Genomic DNA, 14,048 nt, shown 5'->3' with positions numbered 1-14,048 from the left:
AGATGAAAAAGATATTAATTTATGCAGGAATATTAGTAGTTGGTTTACTCTTGGGTTGGTTACTATTTGGCGGCTCATCAAACAACGAGTCAGAACATGGTCATGATAGGGTGGCAGAAGCCAATCAATTATGGACCTGTTCGATGCATCCACAGATTATGCAACCAGAACCAGGGGATTGCCCGATTTGTGGGATGGATTTAATTCCTGCCGAAAGTAGTGCAGATGGCTTGTTGGTAGACCAATTCAAGTTAACAGAAAATGCTATGGCCTTGGCTAATATTCAAACAACCATAGTAGGCAAAGGAAATGTTGATGGCAACATGATTAAATTATCTGGTAAAATTGCTGAGAACGAAGAAGCAAACGCGGTACAAGTCAGTTATTTTACAGGTAGAATAGAACGATTGAATATCAGTTTTACAGGCGAAGAAGTACGTAAAGGTCAGCTATTAGCAACTATTTATTCGCCAGAATTGTATGCAGCACAACAAGAATTGATTACAGCTTCATCATTAAAGGAATCACAACCTGCATTATACAAGGCTGTTCGGAATAAATTGAAATTATGGAAGCTTTCTGAAAGTCAAATAAATCAGATTGAAGAAACAGGAAAAGTAAAAGAGAACTTTTCAGTTTATGCAACCGTTTCAGGTATTGTTACCGAAAAATTAGTGGAACAAGGTGATTACATCAAACAAGGGCAACCGTTACTTAAAATAGCAAACCTCAATACGGTTTGGGCAAACTTTGATATGTACGAAAATCAGATTGACCATTTTAGAAAAGGACAGGAAGTTATGATTTCAACTAATGCCTATCCTAATAAAGAATTTAAAGGGCAAGTAGATTTTATTGATCCAGTTTTAAATACGAAAACAAGAACAGTAACCTTACGTGTCGTACTCAATAACAGGGAAGATATATTTAAACCAGGAATGTTTGTAACTGCAAATATTGAACGAGTTTCAAATAGTAATGATGAAGTATTAACAATTCCAGCATCTGCTGTACTTTGGACAGGTGAACGTTCTGTTGTCTATTTAAAAGCCAATCCAGACCAAGCTATTTTTGAAATGCGTGAAGTTGTTTTAGGTAATCAAGTTGGTAATGAATATGAAGTTTTAGAAGGATTATTTGTTGGCAATGAAATAGTCACCAATGGAACATTTACTGTTGATGCAGCAGCTCAATTACAAGGTAAAAAATCTATGATGAATAAGGATGGTGGTAAAATAATGACAGGTCACGAAGGACATTTAGGAATGGACAATAATTTATCAACAAAAGAAAGTGTCCATTCCAATATGAATGAAAGATTGACAGTATCAGAGAAATTTCAAGAACAATTAAAAGTTGTTTTCAATGATTATATTAATTTAAAAGATGCTTTAGTGAAAGAAGATTCAAAAAGAACTTCAGTTTATGCAACAAGTTTATTAAACAATTTGAGTAAAGTAGATATGAAGTTATTATCAGACAATAATGCTCACACACATTGGATGTCATTAGTAGGCGACATAAAATCTTCTGCAACATCTATATCTAAAACTTCTGATATAAAAGGACAAAGAGACCATTTCAAACATCTATCATCACACTTAATAAATGCTGTACAACTGTTTGGCGTTAAGGAAAAAGTATATGTAGAATTTTGCCCAATGGCTGATAATAACAAAGGCGCATACTGGCTAAGTAAAGAAGAAAAAGTAATCAACCCATATTTTGGTGAAGCAATGCTAACCTGTGGAGAGGTAAAACAAATAATAGAATAATAATAAATCAAGTAATAACAATAAAATTTAAAACAATGAAGAAAGTATTTTTAGGTCTAACCGTAATATTAGCATTTGGTCTAACAAGTTGTAAAAACGAAACAAAAAAAGTTGAAGAAGCTACAACTACAGAAGTATCAAAAGAAATCGCAATGACTGATTTGTCGTTTGGAGTAAGAGGTAATTGTGGAATGTGCAAAAAAACCATTGAAAATGCAGCCAAAAGTGTAGCTGGCGTTTCAAATGCAAATTGGGATAAAGATAAAAAGAAAATAGATGTCTCTTTTGACGATTCTAAAACAAATGTAATGGCAATCCATGAGGCAATAGCCGCTTCTGGTTATGATACAGAAAGGGTTTCAGGTAATGAAGAAGCTTATAAAAGCTTACCAGGGTGCTGTCAATATGATCACGAAATGACGATGAATCAAAAATAAAGGAGGTGAATCATATCAAGATTAAATGAATAAAATGGCGTATGTTGTCCCTTGCGTCGTCCCTATAAAAACAAAAATCCCCGTAAACATTGATGTTTCGGGGATTTTTTGTGGTACCTCCAGGAATCGAACCAGGGACACAAGGATTTTCAGTCCTTTGCTCTACCAACTGAGCTAAGGTACCTCGCCAAAGCGGTTGCAAATATAAATTCATTTTTATTATTCGCCAAACTAAAGTTACAAAATTTATTGTAAATAATTTTTAATTCATAAAGCGTGTTTAAAACTAATATTATAAAATAATTAAGAATAATATTGTAGCCTGTTTTGTAAATTTATCGCTTTCAAATACTATGAATTTAATAATTGATGTAGGAAACTCTTTTGTAAAACTAGCCGTTTTTAAGTCTAGCAAGCTTTTGCACAAGGAAGTAGTAGAACATCACCTTATTTTAAATCAATTTAATTTATTGATTAAGAAATATAACTTAATCAATAAAGGCATTATTTCATCCGTTGGAAAACTAAAAAAAACTCAAATCAAATCAATAGGTAAACATTTAGATTTACTTGTTCTAGATTCTAATACTAAATTACCCTTTAAAAATTTATATAAAACACCTAAAACACTTGGAGTAGACAGAATTGCTTTGGTTTGTGCTTCTGTAGAACAATTTCCCGATAAAAATGTGCTTATTATTGATGCTGGCACGTGTATTACCTATGATTTTGTTAACGTAAAAAATGAATACCTAGGAGGAGCCATATCCCCAGGGTTAAATATGAGATATAAGTCTTTAAATAATTTAACCGCCAATTTACCGTTATTAAGTTCTAAAAAACCAAAAGATATAATAGGAAACTCAACTAAGGATTCTATTCATTCAGGTGTTGTTAACGGCATTGTAAATGAAATTGATGGGGTTATTGTTAATTATAAGCTAAAATATCCTGATTTAACAGTTATTTTAACAGGAGGTGATGCTAATTTCTTGTCTAAACAATTAAAAAGTAGCATATTTGCGCTTCCTAATTTTCTTATAGAGGGACTTAATTATATTTTACAATTTAACACAAACGAATGATTAAAAAACTTGTATTAGTTTTTATTGCATTTATTGCAATTCACAGTTATGGGCAGGAAGGTACTGCCTCACCTTATTCATTTTATGGAATAGGAAGCCTGAAATTCAAAGGAACTGTTGAAAATAGGAGTATGGGCGGTTTAAGTATTTATACTGACAGTATTCATATGAATTTACGTAATCCTGCATCTTACACTGGCGATAATGTTGCAACTTATCCCTTTAATGGAGAAAGTAGACCTGTGAAGTTTACACTAGGAGGAACTTATTCAAGTACAAATTTAGAAAGTGATTCTAGTAGTGATAACGCATCTGCAACTACTTTTGATTATTTAGCTATATCGGTACCTGTTGGAAAGTTTGGTTTTGGTTTGGGGTTACTTCCATACACATCGGTGGGATATAAATTAGAATCGATAAATTCAGACGATGAAATTGAAAATAGATTTAGAGGAGAAGGTGGGCTAAATAAAGTGTTTTTTGGTTTAGGGTATCAAATTGCAAAAGGATTATCTATTGGAGCTGATTTGCACTACAACTTTGGAAATATTCAAAATAGTACCATTGAGTATCAGTACGATGATGGTTTTCCAGTTCAATACCAAGCTCGTGAAAATAATAGATCTGATTTAAGTGGAATAAACTTAAATTTCGGAATTTCATATAAAACTTTAATAAATGATAAACTAGAGCTTGTGTCGGGTGTTACATTCACGCCAGAAAGTAGTTTAACATCAAAAAATCAAAGGTCTTTTTCAACCGTTAGTATAGGCTCCAATACGGGTGAAGAGTTTGAAATTAATACCATTGATGTGGATTTAGAATCTATGGGTTTATCAGAAACCGATTTAATTTTGCCTTCTAAATTGTCATTTGGCGCTGGAATTGGCAAACCAATGAGTTGGTTTATTGGCGCAGAATATGCAACCATAAAGACTAGTAATTTTTCAAATGTTTTGTATAATAGTAGCACAACAACCTATGAAGACGGTTCTACGTTTTCTTTAGGAGGTTTTTATATTCCGCAGTACAACTCCTTTTCAAGTTACTTTAAAAGAACCGTTTATAGAGCAGGTTTACACTTTGAAAATACAGGTTTAAACATAAATAATGAATCTATAAAAGAGTTTGGCATATCTTTTGGTTTAGGATTACCAGTTGGGAACCCCTCATTGCTTTCAAATGCTAATTTGGGCTTCGAAATTGGAAAAAGAGGAACAAAAAACAGTAATTTAATACAAGAGAATTTTATTAATTTCCAATTAAGCTTATCTTTGAACGATAGATGGTTTCAAAAAAGGAAATATGACTAACAGCATAAAATTAATATCATGAAGAAAAAAATAACATTATTACTTGCAATTTTATTTATTGGGTTAAACTTTGGTTTTGCTCAACAAGATGAAGAGTGTATGACTAAACTCTCAATATTTCATGAGTACGTTAAAGCGAAAAACTTTGACGCAGCTTATGAACCATGGATGGATGTAAGAAACAAATGTCCAAAATTCAATAATGCTATATATGTGGATGGTGAGAAAATTTTAGAACATAAAATTGATAATTCAACTGGTGCAGAAAAAGTGGCTTTTATAAACGACCTAGTTAAACTTTGGGATGAAAGAGGAGTTCATTTTGCTAGTAAAACACCTAAAGGTGAGTACGCTGCACAGGCTTGTCAATTAATGTATGATAATAGAAAAGAATTAGGGAAATCAGATCAAGAATTATACGATTGTTTTGATGCAGCTTATAAATTAGATAAGGAAACTTTTACAAATCCTAAAAGTTTATATACTTATTTTTCTTTAATGGTGGATTTGTATGATGCTGGGAAAAAGCCCGCTGAAGATTTGTTTAACAAATATGATGATGTTGTAGAGAAGGTTGAAGATGAAGTAAAAAATTACTCTGAGAAGTTAAATAAGCTTATAGCTAAAGATTCAACAGGAGCTACGTATACTAAAAAAGAAAAGCAATATCAGAGATATTACGAAAGTTATTTAAAAGCTTATGACCAAATATCTTCTGGTATTGATGAAAAATTAGGTACTAGAGCGAATTGCGAAAATTTAATTCCGCTTTATAAGAAAGGTTTTCAAGAAAACAAAACGAATGCTGTTTGGTTGCAAAGAGCAGCAGGTAAAATGTCTGAAAAGGAATGTACAGACGACCCATTATTCTTTGATTTAGTTAATGCATATCACAATTTAAGTCCGTCGGCTAATTCTGCTTATTATTTAGGTATTTTAAAGGATAAAGAAGGTAATTCAAGTGAAGCAATAAACTTTTATAAACAAGCTATATCTTTAGAAACGGATAGTTTTAAAAAATCAAAGCTTAATAATAGAATTGGGTTAAAATTAAAAGCTAGAGGAAGTTATGGACAAGCAAGAGGCTTCTTTAGAGAGGCTGTAAAACTAAACCCATCGAATGGTCGTCCTTACCTATCAATAGCAGCTATGTATGCTTCAAGCGCAAACAGCTGTGGAGATACAAACTTTAATAAAAGAGCTGTTTATTGGTTAGCTGCCGATGAAGCTAGAAAAGCGGCGCGAGTGGACCCAACATTGTCAAGTGCCTCCTCACAATCTGTTGCTAATTACTTAGCAAAGGCGCCACAAAAATCTGAGATTTTTAGCTCGGGTAGGTCAGGAGAAACGATTAGAATAGGTTGTTGGATTGGAGCTTCAGTTACAGTGCCAAATATTTAATGAAAGAAAAGAATTCATATTATATATTAAACATAGTCACAATTTTTATTGTGACTATGTTTTTTTCATGTAACGACAGTTTTAAACAAGTTCAAAAAATTGGAATTTCTGAAAACGAACCTATAGGTATTGAGTATAATACGAATTTAAAATATACCGATTCGGGTAGAGTTGTAGCTAACTTGATAAGTAGCAAGTATCTAGATTATTCAAATCGGAATTTTCCGTTTTATGAGTTTACAGATGGTGCTACGCTTTATATTTATGATAAAGAAAACAGGAAGAGTACTGTGGTTGCAGAATATGCTATTGTTTATACAGTAACCGATTTAATTGATATGCAGAACAATGTGGTGATAACGACACATGACAACCAAATTTTAAAAACAGACCAGCTATTTTACGACCAAAAAAGAGAATGGTTATATACCAATAAACCAGTTTCGTTTCAAACAGAACAAGATGTGATATACGGTAATGGATTTGATTCTAACTCTAAATTTACAAATGCTGAAGTGCTTGAGGTAACTGGAATAATAACACTAGAAGATTAATTTCTCTTTTCTCAATTTTAAGTATCTTTATACTTTCAAAAAACAATAAAATATACATGAAGTATTATAAGATTTTTCAATATGCGTATTTAGTATTTGCAGTATTATTTCTTTATGATGGTATATCAAAATGGGGAGATGGTACGAATGGTGCTTATATTTCTTTAGGATTAGCAGCATTAGCTGTTTTTATGTTTTTTTTTAGGAGAAAATTTAGCAAAAAAATTGAAAATAGAGATAACTCAAAATAGATGAGCATTTATGTACTTATCATAATTGTATCGTTAATTCTTTCGGCCTTTTTTTCAGGTATGGAGATTGCCTATGTGTCTTCAAACAAAATCCATATTGAAATTGAAAAAAAACAGGACGGTGTACTAGCAAAAGTTTTAAGCAAACTAACAGAAAAGCCATCAAAGTTTATAGCTACTATGCTTATTGGTAATAACATAGCACTCGTTATATATGGTTTTTTTATGGGCGATTTGTTGGTTAATTGGTTTCAGTCAAAATTACCAACATCAAACGAGGTTTTAAATTATTTGTTAACAGATTTAAGTTTGTTATCCCAAACTATTATCTCTACTATATTGATATTAATTACCGCTGAGTTTTTACCAAAAGTATTTTTTCAAATTTATTCAAATACATTATTAAAGTTATTAGCAATTCCTGCATATATTTTTTATGTGTTGTTTACGTTTATTTCAGATTTTGTAATCTGGATTTCAGATTTTGTACTAAAGCACTTGTTTAAAACAGAAGGCGACCAAATTCAATTAGCTTTTACAAAAGTAGAACTCGGTCATTATATCAGCGAGCAAATGGAATCTGTTGAAGAACATGAAGATGTAGATAGCGAAATACAAATTTTTCAAAATGCCTTAGAGTTTTCCGATGTAAAAGCACGTGAGGTGATGGTGCCACGTACTGAAATAATAGCAGTTGAAATTAACGATTCTATTAAATCGCTGAACAACCTTTTCACACAAACGGGTTGTACCAAAATTTTAGTATATAAAGATACTATTGATGATATTTTAGGTTATGTTCACTCCTTTGAGTTGTTTAAAAAACCTAAAAGTATTAAATCTATGATGCTGCCGGTTGAGTTTGTTCCAGAAACGGTTTTTATCAAAGATGTTTTAAGTGTACTCACAAAAAAACGAAAAAGTATAGCAGTTATACTTGATGAATATGGAGGAACTTCGGGTATTATGACAGTTGAAGATATTGTAGAAGAATTATTTGGAGAGATTGAAGATGAGCATGATTCTGTGGATTTAATTGAAGAAAAATTTGATAACGATACATATAAGTTTTCAGCACGATTGGAAGTAGATTATATCAACGAAACCTATAAAGTCAATCTGCCTGAAAGTGAAAATTATGAGACTATTGGAGGTTTAATTGTTCATCATACTGAGGAAATACCAAATCAAAATGAGATCGTTAAAATTGACGCTTTTCAATTCACAATCTTAGAAGTATCAAATACGAAGATTGATATGATAGAACTTAAAGTTTTACAGGAAGATTAAATTACAAATTCTACTTTTATTATTGAATAGAAAATGGTATTTTCGCGCACGATATTTTTATCGGTTAATTAAAAATTAGCACCAACTTAACAAGCAATCCCAACGGGTTTATTAAAAACAAAATTTACAAATGGCAGTTTTAAATAAAATAAGACAACGATCACTCTTTTTAATACTAATAATAGCATTAGCGCTATTCTCTTTTGTATTAGCAGATTTGTTTAAAAATAGTGATGCATTAACAGCAAAATCTCAAAATATTGTTGCTACAATAAATGGAAAAGACATTACTCGTGAAGACTTTTTGCAAAAGGTAGAAAACTTGCAAAGACAAATGGGGCCTAATGCTACCAATACGCAAGTAATGAATAGAGTTTGGGAAGATGAAGTAAGACAAGCGGTTATGGAAACTCAATATGAGAAACTAGGAATATCTGTTGAGAAAGACCAAATGAGAGACTTGTTAAAAACTAGTTTAGCATCAAGTCCAGAGTTTTTAAATGAAGCAGGTTTGTTTGATGAAAATAAACTGAATGAATATATTGCGAATTTAAAAGAAACTTCGCAAGCAGCTTACCAAAGTTGGGTTAGCTACGAAAAACAAGTTGCAGCCAATGCATTGCAACAAAACTATTTTAATTTAGTAAAAGCAGGCTTAACCGGAACCCTGGCTGAAGGAGAATTAGAGCATAAATTAGAAGGAAATAAAGTTGATATTAAATATGTTCAGGTTGCATATTCATCTATTCCTGATAGTATTGTTGAGGTAACAAAATCTGATATTTCAAAATATATTAACGATAACAAAAAGCAGTTTAAAGTTGATGCTTCAAGAGATATAAGATTTGTTGAGTTTAAAGAAGTTGCATCAGTTGAAGATGAAAATGCAATTAAAGCTGAACTTGAAACTTACGTAAACGGACGATTTGTTGATGAAACTGGAAGAAAGGATACTTTAGTAGCTTTTTCAAAAGTGAAAAATAATGAAGATTATATCAATTTAAGAGCTTCTTCGGATTTAAAATTTAACGGCAGTTTTCTTTTTAAATCTAGTTTGCCACCAACCGTTGCCGACAGTATTTTTAATTTAAATGAAGAAGAAGTTTATGGGCCATTTAAAGATAATGGTTACTATAAAGTGTCTAAGTTAATTGCTGTAAAACAAATTCCTGATTCAGCTAAAGTAAGACACATTTTAATACCTTTTTTAGGTGCGCAAAGTGCTTCACCTGAAGTTACTCAAACGGAAGCTCAGGCTAAAAAGACAGCAGATAGTTTATTAAATGTACTAAAGTCAAATCGTTCTAAATTCTCTGAGTTTGTAACGGAGTTTTCTTCAGATCAAGGAAGTATTGCAAACGAAGGGCGTTATGACTGGCACCCTTATAATACCATGGTACCTGAGTTTAATGATTTTGAATTTAATGGAAAAGTTGGTGATTTAGGAGTAGTTAAAACAATTTTCGGGTTTCATATCATTGAAATAGAAGGTCAAAAAGACAAAAAGAAAGCCGTACAAATAGGTACAATAGCAAGAAAAATAGAACCATCAGAAGCTTCAAGTAATAAAGTGTTCAGGGATGCTTCTAACTTTGAGATTAACGCGGGTAATGGTGATTTTGAAGCTGTTGCCAAAGAAAACAACTATGTAGTACGTCCGGTAAATGGGATTAAAGCTCTAGACGAATCGATACCAGGAGTTGGTAATCAAAGACCAATTGTACGTTGGGCATTTGAAGATGAAGCCGAAGTTGGAGATATAAAGCGTTTTAATATCCCTGGTGGATATTTGATAGCTCAATTAGTAGCTAAACATAAAGAAGGTTTAATGTCAGTTGAAGATGCTACTGCAACAGTTTTACCAATTATAAGAAAAGAGAAAAAAGCAAAATTAATTAGAGATAGAGTAACGGCTACAACATTAGAAGATTTGGCTGCTGCTGAAAATACAACAGTTAAAACGGCAACTGCTATTAATATGAAAACTCCAACCATCTCTGGTGCTGGAAGAGAACCATTAGTAGTTGGTGCAGCATTTGGTTTAAATGAAGGAGAGACCTCAAAATTAATTGATGGTGCAAATGGGGTTTATATGATTCAAGTTACTAAGGTTACACCCGCTGTGGCTTTAGATAATTATCAAGCTGCTGCCAATAGAGTGGAGCAACAAAAGATTAGTGTAGTAAACTCTAAGCTATATAATGCCTTAAAAGAAGCTTCCGAAATTGAGGATAATAGAGCTAAAACTCAAATTCAATAGAAATAGCGTATGATATTTAAAAAAGCCTCGTTTATCGAGGCTTTTTTTATAAAGTTTGGTTATTATTTCATAAGAACTGTTGATAACTTAACTGTAAGTTTTCTAACAAAAATCCTACTTTTGTTAGGATAAAACGATATAAAATTATGTCTGATACAATAGAAAAATTAAAATGTTTAATAATAGGTTCTGGACCTGCTGGTTATACAGCAGCGATATATGCAGCAAGAGCAAATATGAAGCCAGTTTTATATCAAGGGACACAACCAGGTGGGCAATTAACAACAACTAATGAGGTTGAAAATTTCCCTGGTTATCCAGATGGAATAACAGGGCCAGAAATGATGATGGAACTACAAAAGCAAGCAGAACGTTTTGAAACAGATGTGCGACATGGCTGGATAACGAAAGTTGATTTTTCGGGAGATGTTCATAAGGTTTGGGTAAATGATACCAAAGAAATCCATTGTGATACTGTGATAATTTCAACAGGAGCTTCTGCAAAATATTTAGGGTTAGAGTCTGAGCAAAAATACCTAAAACTAGGAGGGGGCGTTTCAGCTTGTGCTGTTTGTGATGGATTCTTTTATAGAAATCAAGAAGTAGTTATAGTAGGCGCGGGAGATTCAGCTTGTGAAGAAGCTCACTATTTATCAAAACTTTGTAAAAAGGTGACCATGCTAGTAAGACGAGATGAATTTAGAGCGTCTAAAATCATGGCAGCAAGAGTACAAAATACCGAGAATATTGAAATACTTTATAATACTGAAACCGACGAGGTTTTAGGAGACGGACAGGTGGTAACAGGTGTGCGAGTTTTTAATAATAAAACCAATGAAAAGCATGAAATTCCTGCTACAGGATTTTTTGTGGCCATAGGACATAAACCTAATACAGATATATTTAAAGACTATCTAGATTTAGATGAAACCGGTTATATTATAAATGTACCTGGAACAGCCAAAACTAATGTTGAAGGTGTTTTTGTTTCTGGAGATGCCGCTGATCATGTTTATAGACAAGCAGTAACAGCTGCAGGAACTGGCTGTATGGCAGCTTTAGATGCTGAACGTTATCTAGCAGCAAAAGATTCCACTTTTGAGGTTTCTACATCTACCTATAATTAAAAAATAGTTTTAAATAGCAAAAACCAAGGCAAGAAATGTCTTGGTTTTTGCTATTAAGTATTATAAAAAATTGTTTTCTTTGAATACAATTTTTTTAAATCGGGATGTGGCGCAGTCCGGTTAGCGTACACGGCTGGGGGCCGTGTGGTCGCAGGTTCAAATCCTGTCATCCCGACCTAGTAGTATATCAATGTATTTAGAAACACTGTTAATAGTATTTTATCAGTGTTTTTTGTTTTAAATGGTGTTTTTGATATTACAAAGTATTTCATTAATCTTCTTAATATAAAATATTTATCCATTTATTTTCGTAAAATTATGTACAGGAGAGTACAGGACAGTTTTTGTTAAAATTTGTGTTTATTTAGAAAACTTGATTTTTTTTAACACCTATTCTGTCTTTTAAATCATTCAAGTCTGTTCATTTTTTTAACAATTACTTCTGTTTAAAATCTTTTATAAAATATGGTCGGGGACTTAATTAATTTAAAAAACATCGGTAGTAACGATATACCTAAATACAAAAAAATATTCAATGCGTTTAAAGAATCTATAGAAACAAATGTCTTTAAGTCAGGCGATAGTATTCCTTCCATAAACGAGTTTAGTAAAGATTATAAAATCTCTAGGGATACTGTGTTTAAGGCTTATAAACTTCTAAAAAATGAAGGTTTTATAAAATCAACACCTAATAAGGGTTACTACATAACGGATAACAAAATAAAAGTACTTTTATTAATAAGTACATTCAAAGCATATAAGGAAGTATTGTACCACTCATTTATGCAAAATTTACCTAATAATGTAATTGTTGATTTACAATTTCATCATTATAGCGTTAAGAATTTTAAATCGATGCTCGATATACAAAGCGATAAATATTTTAAATACATTGTGATGGGTTTTGATCATCCAGAAGTTAAAAAGGCTATAAATAAAATTGATGAAAGTAAGTTATTATTAATTGATTGGGATTTGCATTCTAAAAAAACAAATAATTTTATTTTACAAGATTTTGGACAAGGATTTTATAACTGTTTAGAAGAAGCTTTACCCTTGTTTAAAAAATATAATGCGGTTAAATTTATTTATCCAGAATTCACATATCATCCATGGGAAAGCGTCGTGTATTTTAAAAAATTCTGCCAAAAACATAACTTTGATTTTAATGTCATTAAAAGTTCAAAGTCGTTTATAGTTAACAAAAATACTGCCTACATAAGTGTAAATGATAGAATGCTCTACAAATTACTAGACCAATGTTTAGATTCTAACTACGAGTTAGGAAAGGATGTCGGAGTATTATCATATAACGAAACTCCTATAAAAAGATTTACATACAAAGGTATTTCGGTGGTATCTGTAGATTTTCATGAATTTGGTGCCAAGGCCGCAGAGTTTATTACAAGTGATGCTCCAATGCAATCCTATTTGCCTACAAAACTTATACTAAGAGAGTCATTATAATTTATTTTCTAGGTTTTTATTATTTAAATTTTTAGGAAAACCTAGAATGATTAGGATCTTACATTGATAAAATATTTTTTAGAGTTTTATTTTAATGTTTAGTATTTTGGTGTAAAATTACAGGACAGAGCAGGACAGAGCAGGACAGACGGGCCTTTGTTCTTTTTTATATTTGTAAGGATGCGTAATTCAATTAATTACAATTTATTGTTTTACTATCATCAATTATTATAGACTAACCAAACAACAATTATTTCATGAATAAAACAATCGTTTTAACAGGAGCTGGAGGAGTGCTTTGTGGAACATTAGCCAAAGCATTGGCCAAAGAAGGAAATAAAATAGCGGTATTAGACTTAAGAAAAGAAGCGGCAGATGCAATTGCGGATGAAATAAACAGAGAAGGAGGAAAAGCAATTGGAGTTGCCGCTAATGTGCTTGAAAAAGATTCTTTACAACATGCTAAAAAGGAGGTGAATAATGCTTTTGGGTTATGCGATATTTTAATAAACGGAGCTGGAGGAAATCATCCATTAGGCACAACAAGTAATCCATTTTTACAGGCAGAAGATTTAGTTAATAAAACGGAAGGTTTTAAAACGTTTTTTGATTTAGATCCATCAGGGATACAATTCGTATTTAATTTAAATTTCATTGGAACCCTTTTGCCAACGCAAATTTTTGCGGAAGATATGGTAGGTAGAAAAGGTTGTAGCATTTTAAACATTTCGTCAATGAATGCTTTTACGCCATTAACAAAAATACCTGCATATAGTGGTGCAAAAGCAGCAGTTTCAAATTTCACACAGTGGCTTGCAGTTCATTTTTCAAAAGTAGGCATTCGCGTAAATGCGTTAGCTCCAGGGTTTTTCTTAACCGATCAAAATAGAGCATTATTAACAAATAGCGATGGGAGTTTAACGCCAAGAGGTATTCAAATTATAGAGCAAACACCAATGGGAAAATTTGGTGAGCCCGAGCATCTTGTTGGTACAACCTTGTGGTTGTGTAGTGAAGGCGCTTCATTTGTTACTGGTGTTGTGATACCTATTGATGGAGGTTTTAGTGCTTATAGTGGTGTTTAATTA

At 32.1% G+C, this 14,048-nt stretch carries 12 protein-coding genes and 2 tRNA genes; 13 read left to right on the top strand and 1 reads right to left on the bottom strand.

Annotated elements, in window-relative coordinates:
• The first annotated feature begins 2 nt into the window (after positions 1-2).
• Positions 3-1,775 (top strand): efflux RND transporter periplasmic adaptor subunit, encoded by a 1,773-nt coding sequence (locus L3X39_RS13175; protein WP_237232324.1) that lies wholly within the window; start codon positions 3-5, stop codon positions 1,773-1,775.
• A gap of 35 nt (positions 1,776-1,810) precedes the next feature.
• Positions 1,811-2,212, top strand: a complete 402-nt coding sequence (locus L3X39_RS13170; RefSeq protein ID WP_237232323.1) for a heavy-metal-associated domain-containing protein — start codon at positions 1,811-1,813, stop codon at positions 2,210-2,212.
• 111 nt (positions 2,213-2,323) lie between these two features.
• Here L3X39_RS13170 and L3X39_RS13165 read toward each other — a convergent pair.
• Positions 2,324-2,396, bottom strand: a tRNA-Phe gene (locus L3X39_RS13165).
• Between the two features lie 169 nt (positions 2,397-2,565).
• Between L3X39_RS13165 and L3X39_RS13160 the strand changes: the two genes are divergently transcribed.
• The 11 genes from L3X39_RS13160 to L3X39_RS13110 all read left to right on the top strand — a co-directional run bounded on the left by L3X39_RS13160 (position 2,566) and on the right by L3X39_RS13110 (position 14,045).
• The gene (locus tag L3X39_RS13160; RefSeq protein ID WP_237232322.1) at positions 2,566-3,297 is read left to right on the top strand and encodes a type III pantothenate kinase; all 732 of its coding nucleotides are present in this window, start codon (positions 2,566-2,568) and stop codon (positions 3,295-3,297) included.
• Entirely contained in the window at positions 3,294-4,610 is a 1,317-nt protein-coding gene (bamG, locus tag L3X39_RS13155) for a BamG family beta-barrel-assembly machinery protein (RefSeq protein ID WP_237232321.1), read from the top strand. Before L3X39_RS13160 ends, bamG begins: the two co-directional genes overlap by 4 nt.
• A gap of 18 nt (positions 4,611-4,628) precedes the next feature.
• Entirely contained in the window at positions 4,629-6,011 is a 1,383-nt protein-coding gene (locus L3X39_RS13150; RefSeq protein ID WP_237232320.1) for a hypothetical protein, read from the top strand.
• Positions 6,011-6,565, top strand: coding sequence for an LPS export ABC transporter periplasmic protein LptC (gene lptC / locus L3X39_RS13145; RefSeq protein ID WP_237232319.1), 555 nt, complete (start codon positions 6,011-6,013; stop codon positions 6,563-6,565). Before L3X39_RS13150 ends, lptC begins: the two co-directional genes overlap by 1 nt.
• 56 nt (positions 6,566-6,621) lie before the next feature.
• Positions 6,622-6,816: a hypothetical protein gene (locus tag L3X39_RS13140; protein ID WP_237232318.1), complete on the top strand. Its 195-nt coding sequence runs from the start codon at positions 6,622-6,624 to the stop codon at positions 6,814-6,816.
• Positions 6,817-8,106: a hemolysin family protein gene (locus tag L3X39_RS13135; protein ID WP_237232317.1), complete on the top strand. Its 1,290-nt coding sequence runs from the start codon at positions 6,817-6,819 to the stop codon at positions 8,104-8,106.
• Positions 8,107-8,236: 130 nt separating this feature from the next.
• Positions 8,237-10,366 carry a peptidylprolyl isomerase gene (locus L3X39_RS13130; RefSeq protein WP_237232316.1) on the top strand — a complete coding sequence of 710 codons (2,130 nt, stop codon included), beginning with the start codon at positions 8,237-8,239 and terminating at the stop codon, positions 10,364-10,366.
• Positions 10,367-10,512: 146 nt separating this feature from the next.
• Positions 10,513-11,493: a thioredoxin-disulfide reductase gene (gene trxB, locus L3X39_RS13125; protein ID WP_237232315.1), complete on the top strand. Its 981-nt coding sequence runs from the start codon at positions 10,513-10,515 to the stop codon at positions 11,491-11,493.
• A 100-nt stretch (positions 11,494-11,593) separates the two neighbouring features.
• A tRNA-Pro gene (locus L3X39_RS13120) sits at positions 11,594-11,668 on the top strand.
• A gap of 290 nt (positions 11,669-11,958) precedes the next feature.
• Positions 11,959-12,960, top strand: coding sequence for a GntR family transcriptional regulator (locus L3X39_RS13115; protein ID WP_237232314.1), 1,002 nt, complete (start codon positions 11,959-11,961; stop codon positions 12,958-12,960).
• Between the two features lie 257 nt (positions 12,961-13,217).
• Complete coding sequence (locus tag L3X39_RS13110; protein ID WP_237232313.1) at positions 13,218-14,045, top strand: SDR family oxidoreductase; 828 nt, start codon at positions 13,218-13,220, stop codon at positions 14,043-14,045.
• Positions 14,046-14,048: the final 3 nt, after the last annotated feature.

Origin of the sequence: Flaviramulus multivorans, from assembly GCF_021728415.1 — a bacterium.
Taxonomy (GTDB): domain Bacteria; phylum Bacteroidota; class Bacteroidia; order Flavobacteriales; family Flavobacteriaceae; genus Sabulilitoribacter; species Sabulilitoribacter multivorans.
The sequence above is the reverse complement of the archived record's forward strand: the minus strand, read 5'-3'. Positions and strand labels throughout refer to the sequence as shown.

Coding starts and splice junctions, on each gene's coding strand:
- L3X39_RS13150 (WP_237232320.1), top strand. CDS start 4,629: ATGAAGAAAAAAATAACATTATTACTTGCAATTTTATTTATTGGGTTA.
- L3X39_RS13160 (WP_237232322.1), top strand. CDS start 2,566: ATGAATTTAATAATTGATGTAGGAAACTCTTTTGTAAAACTAGCCGTT.
- L3X39_RS13170 (WP_237232323.1), top strand. CDS start 1,811: ATGAAGAAAGTATTTTTAGGTCTAACCGTAATATTAGCATTTGGTCTA.
- L3X39_RS13130 (WP_237232316.1), top strand. CDS start 8,237: ATGGCAGTTTTAAATAAAATAAGACAACGATCACTCTTTTTAATACTA.
- trxB (WP_237232315.1), top strand. CDS start 10,513: ATGTCTGATACAATAGAAAAATTAAAATGTTTAATAATAGGTTCTGGA.
- L3X39_RS13140 (WP_237232318.1), top strand. CDS start 6,622: ATGAAGTATTATAAGATTTTTCAATATGCGTATTTAGTATTTGCAGTA.
- L3X39_RS13115 (WP_237232314.1), top strand. CDS start 11,959: ATGGTCGGGGACTTAATTAATTTAAAAAACATCGGTAGTAACGATATA.
- lptC (WP_237232319.1), top strand. CDS start 6,011: ATGAAAGAAAAGAATTCATATTATATATTAAACATAGTCACAATTTTT.
- L3X39_RS13175 (WP_237232324.1), top strand. CDS start 3: ATGAAAAAGATATTAATTTATGCAGGAATATTAGTAGTTGGTTTACTC.
- L3X39_RS13135 (WP_237232317.1), top strand. CDS start 6,817: ATGAGCATTTATGTACTTATCATAATTGTATCGTTAATTCTTTCGGCC.
- bamG (WP_237232321.1), top strand. CDS start 3,294: ATGATTAAAAAACTTGTATTAGTTTTTATTGCATTTATTGCAATTCAC.
- L3X39_RS13110 (WP_237232313.1), top strand. CDS start 13,218: ATGAATAAAACAATCGTTTTAACAGGAGCTGGAGGAGTGCTTTGTGGA.